General features: G+C 65.7%; 12 protein-coding genes. 11 read left to right on the plus strand and 1 reads right to left on the minus strand.

Annotated elements, in window-relative coordinates; translation table 11 throughout:
• Positions 1-110: 110 nt before the first annotated feature.
• From N5C28_RS18990 to purD, 11 genes are all read left to right on the plus strand, one after another.
• The gene (locus N5C28_RS18990) at positions 111-2,075 is read left to right on the plus strand and encodes a methyl-accepting chemotaxis protein (protein ID WP_279824729.1); all 1,965 of its coding nucleotides are present in this window, start codon (positions 111-113) and stop codon (positions 2,073-2,075) included.
• Positions 2,076-2,266: 191 nt separating this feature from the next.
• Positions 2,267-4,024 carry a protein-disulfide reductase DsbD gene (locus N5C28_RS18995; RefSeq protein WP_279824730.1) on the plus strand — a complete coding sequence of 586 codons (1,758 nt, stop codon included), beginning with the start codon at positions 2,267-2,269 and terminating at the stop codon, positions 4,022-4,024.
• Positions 4,025-4,134: 110 nt separating this feature from the next.
• A complete protein-coding gene (gene aroQ, locus N5C28_RS19000; RefSeq protein ID WP_279824731.1) occupies positions 4,135-4,578 on the plus strand; it encodes a type II 3-dehydroquinate dehydratase in 444 nt (147 codons plus the stop codon).
• A 22-nt stretch (positions 4,579-4,600) separates the two neighbouring features.
• Complete coding sequence (accB, locus tag N5C28_RS19005; protein WP_279824733.1) at positions 4,601-5,059, plus strand: acetyl-CoA carboxylase biotin carboxyl carrier protein; 459 nt, start codon at positions 4,601-4,603, stop codon at positions 5,057-5,059.
• Between the two features lie 17 nt (positions 5,060-5,076).
• Complete coding sequence (gene accC, locus N5C28_RS19010) at positions 5,077-6,432, plus strand: acetyl-CoA carboxylase biotin carboxylase subunit (RefSeq protein WP_279824735.1); 1,356 nt, start codon at positions 5,077-5,079, stop codon at positions 6,430-6,432.
• A 174-nt stretch (positions 6,433-6,606) separates the two neighbouring features.
• Entirely contained in the window at positions 6,607-7,485 is an 879-nt protein-coding gene (gene prmA / locus N5C28_RS19015) for a 50S ribosomal protein L11 methyltransferase (RefSeq protein ID WP_279824737.1), read from the plus strand.
• Between the two features lie 70 nt (positions 7,486-7,555).
• The gene (locus tag N5C28_RS19020; protein WP_279824738.1) at positions 7,556-8,923 is read left to right on the plus strand and encodes a DUF3426 domain-containing protein; all 1,368 of its coding nucleotides are present in this window, start codon (positions 7,556-7,558) and stop codon (positions 8,921-8,923) included.
• Between the two features lie 180 nt (positions 8,924-9,103).
• Positions 9,104-10,102 (plus strand): tRNA dihydrouridine synthase DusB, encoded by a 999-nt coding sequence (gene dusB / locus N5C28_RS19025; protein ID WP_279824740.1) that lies wholly within the window; start codon positions 9,104-9,106, stop codon positions 10,100-10,102.
• Positions 10,099-10,419: a DNA-binding transcriptional regulator Fis gene (gene fis, locus N5C28_RS19030; protein WP_279824742.1), complete on the plus strand. Its 321-nt coding sequence runs from the start codon at positions 10,099-10,101 to the stop codon at positions 10,417-10,419. Before dusB ends, fis begins: the two co-directional genes overlap by 4 nt.
• A gap of 75 nt (positions 10,420-10,494) precedes the next feature.
• Positions 10,495-12,102 (plus strand): bifunctional phosphoribosylaminoimidazolecarboxamide formyltransferase/IMP cyclohydrolase, encoded by a 1,608-nt coding sequence (gene purH, locus N5C28_RS19035; RefSeq protein WP_279824743.1) that lies wholly within the window; start codon positions 10,495-10,497, stop codon positions 12,100-12,102.
• A gap of 179 nt (positions 12,103-12,281) precedes the next feature.
• Complete coding sequence (gene purD / locus N5C28_RS19040; RefSeq protein ID WP_279824744.1) at positions 12,282-13,574, plus strand: phosphoribosylamine--glycine ligase; 1,293 nt, start codon at positions 12,282-12,284, stop codon at positions 13,572-13,574.
• A gap of 364 nt (positions 13,575-13,938) precedes the next feature.
• Here the strand turns inward: purD and N5C28_RS19045 are convergent, their stop codons facing one another.
• A complete protein-coding gene (locus N5C28_RS19045) occupies positions 13,939-15,570 on the minus strand; it encodes an MFS transporter (protein ID WP_279824745.1) in 1,632 nt (543 codons plus the stop codon).
• Between the last annotated feature and the right edge of the window lie 52 nt (positions 15,571-15,622).

Consider the following 15,622-nt stretch of genomic DNA (forward strand, 5'->3'; position numbering starts at 1 on the left):
CATCACGGTGTCATCATGGCGTCATGAAAACGCAATAACTTCGACGACAACAGAGCGGCACGTCCCTCCGGCGCGCCGCCCAGCCACCGTTATGTTGTCGGTCGAGCCCCATGCGCCTGAAGTACCTCACCAACCTCAATACCCTCCTGCTGGTCACCGTGTGCATCGCCCTCGGGGCCATGCTGTGGTGGTCGCAGCGGGCGCTGGAGCGCCCGTACGTGCTGATGGACCGCTACCTCAACCTGTCGCAGCAATTCCAGAGCGACGTGGCGCGCAACATCCTCGGCTACCTGGACAGTGGCGATGCCCTGCGCCATAGCACCGCGCTGCAGGCCCTGGACAGCCTCGCCCCGGCCCTGGACGAACTGCCGCCGCAACTGGCCGACGACCTGCGCCCGAGCCTCGACGAGCTGCGCGCCTTCAGCGCCAACCAGTTGCTGGCGGCGGGCAAGCTGGCCGGTGATCCCCAGGGCCTGCTGCTGCAGGCCGAGCGGGAAATCGCCGCGGCCCTGGAACAGCTCGCCGCCTACGCCGACAGCAGCGCCAGCGGCGCGGCCAACGACTACCGTCGCCCCCTGTTCAATGCCGCCCAGCACCTGGCGCGCCTGGCCCACGCCCGCGACAAGCTGGTGAGCAGCGGGCGCAGCGAACTGGCGGCAGACGTCGAACGCGAATTGAAGACCTTGCAGGAGCAGGCCCAGGCCCTCAGCGCCCTGCCGCTGCTCGGCGTGGAAGAAGACAGCGCCTCCGGCGGCGACGCCTTCGCCGCCCTGCTCGGGCTGGCCAGCGACAGCCAGGACACCCAGGCCGAAGACAAGGGCATCGCCCTCAAACGCGAACTGGGCAGCCTGCTCGGTCGCTACCCGGCGGAGCTGGCGCGCACCCGCGGCCTGATCGAAGAGCGCAGCCAACTGGCCAGCGCCACCCGCAGCCAGGTGGACAAGGTGCACCAGGCCCTGGCGGCACTGGAACCCGTGGTGCGTGCCGAGCACGGCCGCATCCAGGGTGAGGTGCGCCTGCTGCAGGGCCTGATGATCGGCCTGATCCTGCTGATCGCCCTGACCATCGACACCCTGCAACGGCGCCTGACCCGGGTGCTCACCCGCCTGGTACCGGCCCTGTCGGCCTGGGCCGCCGGCGACTTCAGCGCCCCGGTCCAGCTCGGCACCCGCACCCGGGAACTGCACGACATCGAGGAATCGCTGAACCGGCTGCGGGCCTACCTCGTCGATCTGGTCGGCACCATTCGCCAGCAGGCCGAACAGGTTGCCGACTCCAGCCGCCACCTGGCCGACCTGAGCAGTGGCCTGCATGCCGGCGCCGAGCGCCAGGCCGGCGACACCGCGCAGATTCGCGACGCCCTGGGCGAACTGGAAGCCACCATCCAGCAGGTCGCTGGCGACGCTAGCCAGACCGCCGATGCCAGCCGCGACGCCGACCGCGCCCTGGGCCACAGCCAGCAGGTGATCGGCCAGAGCCTCGGCGGCCTGCACGCCCTGGTCAGCGAGGTGCAGGACAACGCCCAGGCCATCGAGCGCCTGGCCGAGGAAACCACCACCATCGGCGACGTGCTGACCGTGATCCGCAGTATTGCCGAACAGACCAACCTGCTGGCCCTCAACGCCGCCATCGAGGCTGCCCGTGCTGGCGAGGCCGGACGCGGCTTCGCCGTGGTGGCCGACGAGGTGCGCTCGCTGTCGCAACGCACCGGCAACGCCACTGCGGAAATCCAGGAACTGATCGGCCGCCTGCAGAACGCCGCCCGCCAGTCGGTGGAGGCCATGCGCGCCCAGGTCGCCCACGCCGAGGCCACTGCCGCCCAAGCCGAGGCCGCGGATGGCGCCCTCGACGAAATCGTCACGGCCATCCGTACCACCGCCAGCATGGCCGAGCGCATCGCCGAAACCACGGCCCAGCAGAGCGGCGCAGTGAGCGAGATTCGCGACCACAGCGAGCGCATCCATCAGCTCGGCGGCGACAACCTGGAACGCATCGCCCAGGGCCGCCAGCAGGGCGACCAGCTGCTCGACCTCGGTGGCCGCCTGCACACCGCCGTGCAAGCCTTCCGCCTCTAGGCTTCGTTAGCCCCAGCTGAGGGGCTGAAGAGGCCTCAGAACGGCGCTCACAGGCCTGCGCGTCCTTATGTCGCACCCGCGCGAGGGCGCAGGCGCATCGCCTTTCAGGCACCGGACAAAGCCGCTTACAGCCTTGCCCATGCCCTGAACGGCGGGCGTCCGTTATGATGCCGGGGTTCCCGCATTCCGAGATGTCCATGCGCCGCGTCCTCACCCTGCTGCTCCTGCTCATTGCCCTGCCCGTCAGCGCCGGCCTGCTCGACAGCCGTCCGGCCCCCAGTCCGCTGGGCGCCCCGCTGAACAACAGCGCCGATTTCCTGCCCGTGCGCGAAGCGTTCAAGCTGAACCTGGTCGACAGCAGCGCCGACGCCATCAAGCTGAACTTCGTCGCCGCCGAGGGCTACTACCTCTACAAACACCGCTTCAAGTTCAGCGTCGAGCCCACCGACCTGACCCCGGGCGAAGCGGTGCTGCCGGCCGGCGAGCCGAAGACCGACGAGTTCTTCGGCGACGTCGAGGTGTACTACGGTGTGCTCGACGTCGAGATTCCGCTGAGCAACCCGGACAATCGCCCGCTGACCCTGTCGGTGACCTACCAGGGCTGCGCCGACAAGGGCCTGTGCTACCCGCCGGAAACCGAACAGCTGGAGATCAACGGTGGGTTTTCCGCTGCGAGCGCCAGCTGGACCTGGACCGACCTGGCGCTGTTCTACCTTGCCGGCCTGGGCCTGACCTTCACCCCCTGCGTACTGCCGATGCTGCCGATTCTCTCCGGCGTGGTGCTGCGCGGCCGGCCGAGCAACCGCCGCGGCCTGGTGCTGTCGCTGGCGTACGTGCTGCCGATGGCCGCCTGCTACGCCGCCCTCGGTGCACTGATGGGCCTGTTCGGCGCCGGCCTCAATCTGCAGGCGATGCTGCAGTCGCCCTGGGTCCTGGTGCCCTTCGCACTGTTCTTCAGCCTGTTCGCCCTGGCGATGTTCGGTGTGTTCGAGCTGCGCCTCCCGGCGTTCATCCGCGAGCGCCTGGACCGCAAGGCCGACAGCACCCAGGGCGGCTCGATCGCCGGGGCTGCGACCCTGGGCGTGCTCTCCAGCCTGATCGTCTCGCCGTGCGTGACCGCGCCGCTGACCGCCCTGCTGCTCTATATCAGCAGCACCGGCGACGCCGTGGGCGGTGGCCTGCAGCTGTTCGCCCTGGGCCTGGGCATGGGCACGCCACTGGTGGTCTTCGCCGCGGGCGGTGGTGCACTGCTGCCGAAATCCGGCACCTGGATGGTCACGGTGCGCAATGCCTTCGGCGTCATGCTGCTGGCCGTTTCCGTCTGGCTGCTCGAACGGGTTCTGCCCGGCGCGCTGTCCCTGGCGCTGTGGGGCTTGCTGGCGGCGGGCGTGGCGCTGTTCCTCGGCGCCCTGGAATTCGGCACCAAGTCGCCGCGCGAGAAATTGGCACAGCTGGCCGGCCTGGCCCTGCTGGTCTACGCCCTGGCGGCCTGGACCGGTGCCCTGCAAGGTCAGGATGACCCGCTGCGCCCCCTGGGCCGGCTGGACAGCGTCGCCTCGGCTGGCGCACCGGCCAGCCACGCCGGCTGGCAGACCATCGAAACTGCGGCTGAACTGGACGCAGCCTTCGCCGCGGCCCAGCGCGACGGCCGCCCGCTGCTGCTCGACTGGTACGCTGACTGGTGCATCAGCTGCAAGGTCATCGAACGCGAAGTGCTCAACGCCCCCCAGATTGGCCCGCAGCTGGCCGATTACCAGCTGGTGCGCTTCGACATGACCGACAGCACCGCCGCCCAACGGGCCCTGCTCGACCGCTACCAGCTGTTCGGTCCTCCCGCGATCCTGCTGTTCGATGGCAAGGGCAGCGAATGGCGCGATCTACGCGTGGTCGGCGAGATCAACGCCACCGACTTTTCCGCCCGACTGGGTCAGGCAAAAGAACGCTTCTAGGTTTTCAGTCACATATCTGGCGCAAACTGCTGGCATCGTGTTGGCTATTGCTGAGAACGCCGCAACTCCGGCATAGTCCTGCGCACTATAAAAACGATGGAATCCCGACCATGGCCACCCTACTGGTACTGCATGGCCCCAACCTCAATCTGTTGGGAACCCGTGAACCGGGCGTCTACGGCGCCGTCACCCTGGAGCAGATCAACCTCGATCTGGAGCGCCGCGCCCGCGAAGCCGGCCATCATCTGCTCTACCTGCAGAGCAATGCCGAGTACGAATTGATCGAGCGCATTCACGCCGCAAAGGGCGAAGGTGTCGACTTTATCCTGATCAATCCCGCCGCTTTCACACATACAAGCGTCGCATTACGTGACGCATTGCTGGGAGTGAGCATCCCATTCATCGAAGTGCACCTGTCCAACGTGCACAAGCGTGAACCCTTTCGCCATCACTCCTACTTCTCCGATGTAGCGGTAGGGGTGATCTGCGGCCTTGGCGCCAGCGGTTATCGGCTGGCCCTGGAGGCGGCGCTGGAACAACTTGAACGACCCTGACCTCACCGGGAGTTAGACCACTATGGATATTCGTAAAGTCAAGAAACTGATCGAGCTGCTGGAAGAGTCCGGCATCGACGAGCTGGAAATCAAAGAAGGCGAAGAGTCTGTGCGCATCAGCCGCCACAGCAAGCAGCAAGCCTTCATGCAACAGCCGATCTACGCGCCGGCTCCTGCTGCCGCACCGGTAGCCGCTGCACCTGCTGCCGCCGCTGAAGCCGCCGCCCCGGCCGCTGCCAAGCTGAACGGCACCGTGGTCCGCTCGCCGATGGTCGGCACCTTCTACCGCGCCGCTTCGCCAACCTCGGCCAACTTCGTCGAAGTCGGCTCCGTCGTTAAGAAAGGCGACATCCTCTGCATCGTCGAAGCGATGAAGATGATGAACCACATCGAGGCCGAAGCCAGCGGCACGATCGAATCCATCCTGGGCGAGAACGGCCAGCCGGTGGAATACGATCAACCGCTGTTCACCATCGTCTGATGCACGGGGAACCCGTAATGCAGAAGCTGGAAAAAGTCCTGATCGCCAACCGCGGCGAGATTGCCCTGCGCATCCTGCGTGCGTGCAAGGAACTGGGCATCAAGACCGTGGCCGTGCACTCCACCGCCGACCGTGAATTGATGCACCTGGCCCTGGCCGACGAATCAGTATGCATCGGCCCGGCCCCGGGCAACCTGTCCTACCTGAACATCCCGGCGATCATCAGTGCCGCGGAAGTCACCGGCGCCACCGCCATTCACCCGGGCTACGGCTTCCTTGCGGAAAACGCCGACTTCGCCGAGCAGGTGGAAAAATCCGGCTTCGCCTTCATCGGCCCGAAAGCCGACACCATTCGCCTGATGGGCGACAAGGTGTCTGCCAAGGACGCCATGATCAAGGCCGGCGTACCGGTGGTTCCAGGCTCCGACGGCCCGCTGCCGGAAGACGAGGCCGACGCCCTGCGCATCGCCCGTGAAGTCGGCTACCCGGTGATCATCAAGGCCGCTGGCGGCGGCGGTGGTCGCGGCATGCGCGTGGTGTGGAAGGAAGAAGACCTGATCAAGTCGGCCAAGCTGACCCGCACCGAAGCCGGTGCCGCGTTCGGCAACCCGATGGTCTACCTGGAGAAGTTCCTCGGCAACCCGCGCCACGTGGAAGTCCAGGTCCTGTCCGACGGCCAGGGCAATGCTATTCACCTGTATGACCGCGACTGCTCGCTGCAGCGCCGTCACCAGAAGGTCCTGGAAGAAGCCCCGGCTCCGCTGATCGACGAGAAGGCCCGCGCCGAAGTGCTGCAACGCTGCGTCGATGCCTGCATCGAGATCGGCTACCGTGGCGCCGGCACCTTCGAGTTCCTCTATGAAGACGGTCGCTTCTACTTCATCGAGATGAACACCCGCGTCCAGGTCGAGCACCCGGTCACCGAAATGGTCACCGGCATCGACATCGTCAAGGAGATGCTGAGCATCGCCGCGGGCAACAAGCTGTCGTACAAGCAGGAAGACGTGAAGCTCCTGGGCCACGCCCTGGAGTGCCGCATCAACGCCGAAGACCCGGACAACTTCATGCCCTGCCCCGGCAAGGTGAAGCATTTCCACGCCCCGGGCGGCTTCGGTGTTCGCGTCGACTCGCACCTGTACAGCGGCTACTCGGTACCACCGAACTACGACTCGCTGATCGGCAAGCTGATCACCTACGGCACCACCCGTGACGAGGCCATGGCCCGCATGCGAAATGCCCTGGAAGAAATCGTGGTCGACGGCATCAAGACCAACGTCCCGCTGCACCGCGACCTGGTTCGCGACAAGGGCTTCTGCCAGGGTGGCGTGAACATCCATTACCTGGAAAAGAAACTGGGTATGGACAAGCACTGACCCCATGCCTGGCTCCGGCCAGGTCATGCGCAATGTCCGGACAAGGGCTGCCCCATGGGCGGCCCTTGTCATTTGTGCCCACCGGTCGTCCTGCCCGCTCTGGCAGCACGCCCCTCCGTTCAAGTAAGCTGCGCGGCCAATCACCCTAGCGCCGCCACGTTCACGAGGTTTTCCATGCCCTGGTTACAAGTCCGTCTCGCCATCACCCCGGAGCAGGCGGAAACCTACGAAGACGCCCTGCTGGACGTCGGCGCCGTGTCGGTGACCTTCATGGACGCCGAAGACCAGCCGATCTTCGAGCCGGACCTGGGCACCACGCCGCTGTGGTCGCACACCCACCTGCTGGCCTTGTTCGAGGCGGACACCGACCCGGACGCCCTGGTGGCGCACCTGCAACTGCTGACCGGTGGCGAGCTGCCCGAGCACCACATCGAGCGCATCGAAGACCAGGACTGGGAACGCAGCTGGATGGACGGCTTCCAGCCAATGCGCTTTGGCCAGCGCCTGTGGATCGTGCCGAGCTGGCACGCGGCGCCCGAGCCGGACGCGGTCAACCTGCTGCTCGACCCCGGCCTGGCCTTCGGCACCGGTACCCACCCGACCACCGCCCTGTGCCTGGAATGGCTGGACGGCCAGGCGCTGGACGGCTGCAGCGTGATCGACTTCGGCTGCGGCTCGGGCATCCTGGCGATCGCCGCGCTGCTGCTGGGCGCACCCCAGGCAGTCGGCACCGACATCGACCCGCAGGCGCTTGAAGCCTCCCGCGACAATGCCGGGCGTAACGGCATCGACCCGGCGCGCTTCCCGGTCTACCTGCCGGCCGACATGCCGCAGGCCCAGGCTGACGTGGTGGTGGCCAATATTCTCGCCGGCCCGCTGGTGGCCCTGGCGCCGCAGATCACCGCACTGGTCAAGCCGGGCGGTCGACTGGCCCTTTCCGGGATCCTGGCCGAGCAGGCCGAGGAAGTGCGCACCGCCTACCAGGACGCCTTCGACCTCGACCCCACGGCCACCAAGGACGACTGGGTGCGCATCAGTGGTGTGCGCCGCTGACGCCGCGCGCCAGCAGTTGCGTTAGACTAGCCCCCTTGTTTCCGCCGATCGCAGGCCGCCGGATTGCCGCATGAGTGAAAGTTTCGTCACCCAGTGCCCCAATTGCCGTACCAGTTTCCGCGTGAACCACGCGCAACTCGGTGCTGCCCGTGGCGCCGTGCGCTGCGGAGCCTGCCTGCACGTGTTCAATGCTGCCCAGCAGTTGCTCGAGCAGGGCCAGATGGCCGCGGCGCCGCGCCCGGCACCGATCGCGCCCAAGGTCGAGCCGGCCAAACCGGTGATCAGCCAGGCCGCCACCGAACCGGCGCGGATCACCCCCGCCAAGTCGGTGCAGACCACGCCCCCCGGCAAGAACCCGAGCGACACCCTGTGGATCCATGACGACCTGGACCTGGACAGCCTCGACCTGGACGAGGAACTGGCCAAGCTGGAGGAGCAGGAGCTGCAGCTCTCCCGGCAGTTCATGGCGCTGGAAAAACCGGCGAAGTACACCGAATCCTTCCTGCCGCTGAACGACAACGAGCCGGAAGCCCATGACGAGGGCTGGGCCGAAGCCCTGCTGCGCGAAGAACCGCCGAAGCCTGCGGCGCCTGTTCCCGAGGCCCCGCTGCCCAGCGCCCTGCCCAAGGTCAGCATCAGCGAACCGGCGCCCACGCCGGCACTGGCACCGCGCAACGAACCGAGCGTCAGCCTGGACGCCCTCGACCATGAGCCGGACGAAACCCATATCGAACTGACGCTGCCCCACGGCACGCCGCTCAGCGCCAGCCGCGACACCTCGGACGACCTCGACGAAACCGACAAGCCAGACGCCGACGAACCGTTGGCCACGCCAGCACCTGCGGCGCGCACGCCCGCCGCCAAGGCCTCGCGCAGCGAGCCCGGCCTGCGCGACGAGCACCTGTTCGACCTGGACGAAGAGCCGCTGCAACTGGACTGGCAGCCGCCGCGCAGCCCCTGGGGCCGCTGGATCGGCTGGGGCCTGCTGAACCTGCTCGGCGCCGCCGCGCTGGCCGGCCAGTACATCCACTACCACTTCGACGAACTGGCCCGTCAGGACCAGTACCGCCCCTGGTTCGAACAGGCCTGCCCGGCGATCGGCTGCAACCTGCCGTCCAAGGTCGACATCAGCCAGGTCAAGAGCAGCAACTTGGTGGTGCGCAGCCACCCGGAATTCAGCGGTGCCCTGGTGGTGGACGCCATCCTCTATAACCGTGCGCCGTTCGCCCAGCCGTTCCCGCTGCTGGAAATGCGCTTCGCCGACATCAATGGCCAATTGCTCGCCAGCCGCCGCTTCAAGCCCAGCGAATACCTGGCCGGCGAACTGGCCGGCCAGGCGGAAATGCCGCCGCAGACGCCGATCCACGTGTCCCTGGACATCCTCGACCCGGGCACCCAGGCCGTGAACTACAGCCTCAGCTTCCACTCCCCGGAATAGAAATAGGCCGGCGCCCGCGCCGGCCTGTTACGCCAACCTAACACTTGGCGATAAGGCCATAGCTGTTCAGAATTTGTTCAAAACATCCTTTATCCGGTCATCCAGAGCGGGTATGATTCCCACCCTTTTTCGCACTCTCCTATTGGTCTCAACAGTTCGTCTCTTGAGCAGGGAAGCCCTATGTCGGCGCTAAGCATCGGCCCCTACACATTGCCCAATCGATTGATTCTCGCGCCCATGGCCGGGGTCACCGATCGGCCCTTTCGGCAACTGTGCCAGCGCCTGGGCGCAGGCATGGTGGTATCCGAAATGGTCACCAGTGATGTGCGCTTGTGGAACACCCGCAAGTCGAGCCTGCGCCTGATCCACCAGGGCGATCCCGAGCCGCGCTCGGTGCAGATCGCCGGCGGGGACGCGCAGATGATGGCCGAGGCCGCGCAGCGCAACGTCGAGCTGGGCGCCCAGATCATCGACATCAACATGGGCTGCCCGGCCAAGAAGGTCTGCAACAAGGCCGCCGGTTCGGCCCTGATGAAGGACGAAGCACTGGTACGCGACATCCTGCAGGCGGTGATCGCCGCGGTGGACGTACCGGTCACGCTGAAGATTCGCACCGGCTGGGACCGGCAGAACAAGAATGGCGTCGATGTCGCCAGGATCGCCGAAGATTGCGGCATCACCGCCCTGGCGGTCCATGGCCGCACCCGCGCCGACCTGTACACCGGCGAGGCCGAGTACGACACCATCGCCGCGATCAAGCAGGCGGTGTCGATCCCGGTCATGGCCAATGGCGACATCGACTCGCCGGAAAAGGCCAAGGCGGTACTGGACGCCACGGGCGTCGATGGTTTGCTGATCGGCCGGGCTGCACAAGGCCGACCCTGGATATTCCGGGAAATCGAGCACTACCTGCAGACCGGCGAGCACCTGCCGGCCCCCAGCCTGTTCGAGGTGGAACGTATTCTGCTGGAGCACCTGACCGAGCTGCACGCCTTCTACGGCGATGTCATGGGCGTACGCATCGCCCGCAAGCATGTCGGCTGGTATCTCGCAACCCTGCCGGGCGCCAGGGAGTTTCGCGCCCAATTCAATCGTCTGGACAGTAAGGACGCGCAGTGCGCCAACGTTCGCGAGTTCTTCGGCGAACGGAATAATGATGGAGAAGGGGTGGCCGCATGACGATGTTGACCGAGACCTTAGGAAGTGGAATTGCACCCGTGAGTGACAGCACCAGTTTGAAACAGCACCTCAATACGCCGAGCGAAGAAGGGCAAACCCTGCGCGGCAGTGTCGAGAAAGCGCTGCATAACTATTTCGCCCACCTTGAGGGCGCGGACGTCACCGACGTATACAACCTGGTTCTCACCGAAGTGGAAGCCCCGCTTCTGGAAACCGTGATGAACTACGTCAAGGGCAACCAGACCAAGGCCTCCGAGCTGCTCGGCCTGAACCGCGGTACCCTGCGCAAGAAGCTCAAGCAGTACGACCTGCTCTGATCCCGCATTCCCGAAAAGGGCGGCTCTGACGAAGCCGCCCTTTTTTGCTACTACTCCGCTCTGATGGATTCTGAAATGACCGACCAGACCACCCGCCTCCCCGTTCGCCGCGCGCTGATCAGCGTCTCCGACAAGACCGGTATCCTCGAGTTCGCTCGCGAGCTGTCCGCACTCGGCGTGGAAATCCTCTCCACCGGCGGCACCTACAAGCTGCTCAAGGACAATGGCGTAGCCGCGGTGGAAGTGGCCGACTACACCGGTTTCCCGGAAATGATGGACGGCCGGGTCAAGACCCTGCACCCGAAGATCCACGGCGGCATCCTGGGCCGTCGCGCCCTGGACGGTGCGGTGATGGACGAGCACGGCATCAAGCCGATCGACCTGGTTGCGGTCAACCTGTACCCCTTCGAAGCCACCGTCGCCAAGCCTGACTGCGACCTGGCCGACGCCATCGAGAACATCGACATCGGCGGCCCGACCATGGTCCGCAGCGCCGCGAAGAACCACAAAGACGTGGCCATCGTGGTCAACGCCAGCGATTACGCCGGCATCGTCGAATCCCTGAAAGCCGGTGGCCTGAGCTACGCCCAGCGCTTCGATCTGGCCCTCAAGGCCTTCGAACACACCGCAGCCTACGACGGCATGATCGCCAACTACCTCGGCACCATCGAGCAGAGCCGCGACACCCTCTCCACCGAAGACCGCGGCCAGTTCCCGCGCACCTTCAACAGCCAGTTCATCAAGGCGCAGGAAATGCGCTACGGCGAGAACCCGCACCAGAGCGCGGCGTTCTATGTCGAAGCGAAGAAGGGCGAAGCCAGCGTGTCCACCGCCGTGCAGCTGCAGGGCAAGGAACTGTCGTTCAACAACGTGGCCGACACCGATGCCGCGCTGGAGTGCGTGAAGAGCTTCGTCAAGCCGGCCTGCGTGATCGTCAAGCACGCCAACCCGTGCGGCGTGGCCGTGGTTCCGGAAAACGAAGGTGGCATCCGCAAGGCCTACGACCTGGCCTACGCCACCGACACCGAATCCGCCTTCGGCGGCATCATCGCCTTCAACCGCGAGCTGGATGCCGACACCGCCAAGGCCATCGTCGAGCGCCAGTTCGTCGAAGTGATCATCGCCCCGAAAATCTCCCAGGCGGCCCGCGACGTGGTCGCCGCCAAGCAGAACGTGCGTCTGCTGGAGTGCGGCGAATGGCCGGCCGAGCGTGCTGCCGGTTGGGACTTCAAGCGTGTCAACGGCGGCCTGCTGGTACAGAGCCGTGACATTGGCATGATCACCGCCGATGACCTGAAGATCGTCACCCAGCGCGCCCCGAGCGAGCAGGAAATTCATGACCTGATCTTCGCCTGGAAAGTGGCCAAGTTCGTCAAATCCAATGCCATCGTCTACGCCAAGAACCGCCAGACCGTCGGTGTCGGCGCCGGCCAGATGAGCCGCGTCAACTCCGCCCGCATTGCCGCCATCAAGGCCGAACACGCTGGCTTGCCGGTACCGGGCGCGGTCATGGCCTCCGACGCGTTCTTCCCGTTCCGCGACGGCATCGACAATGCCGCCAAGGCCGGCATCACCGCGGTGATCCAGCCAGGCGGCTCGATGCGCGACAACGAAGTGATCGCAGCGGCAGACGAAGCCGGTATTGCCATGGTGTTCACTGGCATGCGCCACTTCCGCCACTGAGGGTGATCGTGCCCATGCTCCGCGTGGGCACGCAGCCCGGGACGCTCCGCGTCCCTCGGACGCAGAGCGTCCGTTGAGGCGTTCCCACGCAGAGCGTGGGAACGATCGATTTGTAGGGTGGATAACGCTTCGCTTATCCACCAAACGGGCCACCGGCCCGCCTCCACAGGGAGAGCAACATGAACGTATTGATCATCGGCAGCGGCGGTCGTGAACACGCCCTGGCCTGGAAAGTGGCGCAGGACAAACGCGTCGAGAAAGTATTCGTGGCCCCGGGCAACGCCGGCACCGCCACCGAAGCCAAGTGCGAGAACGTCGCCATCGACGTGCTGGCCATCGAGCAACTGGCGGACTTCGCCGAGAAGAACGTGCAGTTGACCATCGTCGGCCCGGAAGCGCCGCTGGTCAAAGGCGTGGTCGATCTGTTCCGCACCCGTGGCCTGGACATCTTCGGCCCCACCGCCGCCGCGGCCCAGCTGGAAGGCTCCAAGGCCTTCACCAAGGACTTCCTGGCCCGCCAGAAGATCCCGACTGCCGATTATCAGAACTTCACCGAGGTGGAGCCGGCCCTGGCCTACCTGCGTGAGAAAGGCGCTCCGATCGTGATCAAGGCCGACGGCCTGGCCGCGGGCAAGGGCGTGATCGTCGCCATGACCCTGCAGGAAGCCGAAGACGCCGTGCGCGACATGCTCGCCGGCAATGCCTTCGGTGACGCCGGTTCGCGCGTGGTGATCGAGGAATTCCTCGACGGCGAGGAAGCCAGCTTCATCGTCATGGTCGACGGCGAGAACGTGCTGCCGATGGCCACCAGCCAGGACCACAAGCGTGTCGGCGACGCCGATACCGGCCCGAACACCGGCGGCATGGGCGCCTACTCCCCGGCCCCGGTGGTCACCGCCGACGTGCACCAGCGTGTCATGGACGAGGTGATCTACCCCACCGTTCGCGGCATGGCCAGCGAAGGCAACGTCTACACCGGTTTCCTGTATGCCGGTCTGATGATCGACAAGGCCGGCAAGCCGAAGGTCATCGAGTTCAACTGCCGCTTCGGCGACCCGGAAACCCAGCCGATCATGGTCCGCCTGGAATCGTCCCTGGTGCTGCTGGTCGAGGCCGCCCTGGCCAAGGCGCTGGACAAGGTCGAAGCCACCTGGGACCCGCGCCCGACGGTCGGCGTGGTGCTGGCTGCCGGCGGCTACCCGAGCGACTACGCCAAGGGTGACGTGATCGAGGGCCTGGACGATGCCGCCCAGCTCGACGGCAAGGTATTCCACGCTGGTACCGCCCTCAACCAGGACGGCCAGGTGGTCACCGCTGGCGGCCGCGTCCTGTGCGCCACCGCCATCGGCAAGAGCGTGTCCGACGCCCAGCAGCAGGCTTACCGCCTGGCCGAGAAGATTCGCTGGAACGGCATGTTCCACCGCAATGACATCGGGTACCGGGCTATCGCCCGCGAGCGCGGCGAAGGCTGAAAACCTGTACACGGCTCGCTGCGCGTCGGCACTGCTGCGTTAAAAACAGGCTCGGAGTGCTCATGTACAAAAGTACACTCCGCCTCCTCGCCTGTTTTTGCCTTGCATTGCTCTAGCTCGCTGAGCCGTGAACAGGTTTCACACCCAATAAAAAGGGCCCCGCACATGCGGGGCCTTTTTTGTTTCTGCTGAAAAGAACCACCGGCTCCGGACAACCGCCGCGAACGCCCCCTCCGTGGGAGCGGATTCATCCGCGAGCTTTCACCGCTCGCAGCCCTCGCGCCGATATGCAGCCAGGCGCCCAGCCGCCATTCACCCATGAAAAAGCCCCGCATCGGCAGGGCTTTTTCGTTTCAGGTTGGCATCAGTGCCAGTTGCGCAGGTCGCGGTCCTTGGTTTCCGGCATCAGGAACAGACCAATCACGAAGGTCGCCACGGCCACGATGATCGGGTACCACAGGCCGTAGTAGATGTTCCCCGTCGCGGCCACCATGGCGAACGCGGTGGTCGGTAGGAAGCCCCCGAACCAGCCGTTACCGATGTGGTACGGCAGCGACATCGCCGTGTAGCGGATGCGGGTCGGGAACAGCTCGACCAGCAACGCCGCGATCGGCCCGTAGACCATGGTCACGAACAGCACCAGCACCGTCAGCAGCACCACCAGCATCGGCTTGTTGATCTGCTCCGGGTCGGCCTTGGCCGGATAACCGGCACTGCGAATGGCGTCGGTCATGCTGGCGTTGAAGGCATCGGACTGCGCCTTGAACTGATCGGCCGGCATGCCAGCCCCTTCGAACGAGGTGATGGTCTGGTCGCCGATGCGGATGCTGGCGACGGTGCCCGCCGGAGCGGCTTCGTTCGAGTAGTTCACCGAGTTGCGCGCCAGGAAGCCCTTGGCGATGTCGCAAGACGCCACGAACTTCGCGGTACCGACCGGGTTGAACTGGAACGAACAGGCGTTCGGGTCAGCCACCACCACCACGGGCGAGTTGGCCTGGGCCTGTTCCAGCGCCGGGTTGGCGTAGTGGGTGATCAGGGCGAACAGCGGGAAGTAGGTCAGTGCCGCCACCAGGCAGCCGCCGAGGATGATCGGCTTGCGCCCGATCTTGTCCGACAGCCAGCCGAAGATGATGAAGAACGGGGTACCGATCAACAGCGACAGGGCGATCAGGATGTTCGCCGTCGCCCCGTCCACCTTCAGCGTCTGGGTCAGGAAGAACAGTGCGTAGAACTGGCCGGTGTACCACACCACCGCCTGGCCGGCGGTACCGCCGAACAGGGCGATCAGCGCCACCTTGGCGTTTTCCCAGCGACCGAAGGCTTCGGTCAGCGGCGCCTTGGAGGTCTTGCCCTCTTCCTTCATTTTCTTGAAGGCCGGGCTCTCGCTGAGGGTCAGGCGAATCCACACCGACACCCCGAGCAGCACGATCGACAGCAGGAACGGAATCCGCCAGCCCCAGGCGGCGAAGGCTTCTTCACCGAGCCAGGTGCGGGTGCCGAGGATCACCAGCAGCGACAGGAACAGCCCCAGGGTCGCGGTGGTCTGGATCCACGAGGTGTAGAAGCCGCGGCGGCCGTGCGGGGCGTGCTCGGCCACGTAGGTCGCCGCACCGCCGTACTCGCCACCCAGCGCCAGGCCCTGGAACAGCCGCAGGATGATGAGGATGATCGGCGCCGCGATCCCCCACTGCGCGTAGGTGGGCAAGATACCGACGATGAAGGTCGACAGGCCCATGATCAGGATGGTGATGAGGAAGGTGTACTTGCGGCCGACCAGGTCGCCCAGGCGACCGAAGAAAATCGCACCGAACGGGCGCACCGCGAAACCGGCGGCGAACGCCATGAGCGCGAAGATGAAGGCGGCGGTCGGGTTGACGCCGGAGAAGAACTGCACCGCGATGATGGCGGAGAGTGAACCATACAGATAAAAGTCGTACCACTCGAAGACCGTACCGAGGGAGGACGCGAGAATGACCTTGCGCTCCTCCCTGGTCATGGGCCTCGCGGGCTCATGCACTCCATCTACTGGCGTATCGGTTGAATCTACA

The organism is Pseudomonas sp. GD03944 (assembly GCF_029839275.1).
In the GTDB taxonomy this organism is placed as follows: Bacteria; Pseudomonadota; Gammaproteobacteria; order Pseudomonadales; family Pseudomonadaceae; genus Aquipseudomonas.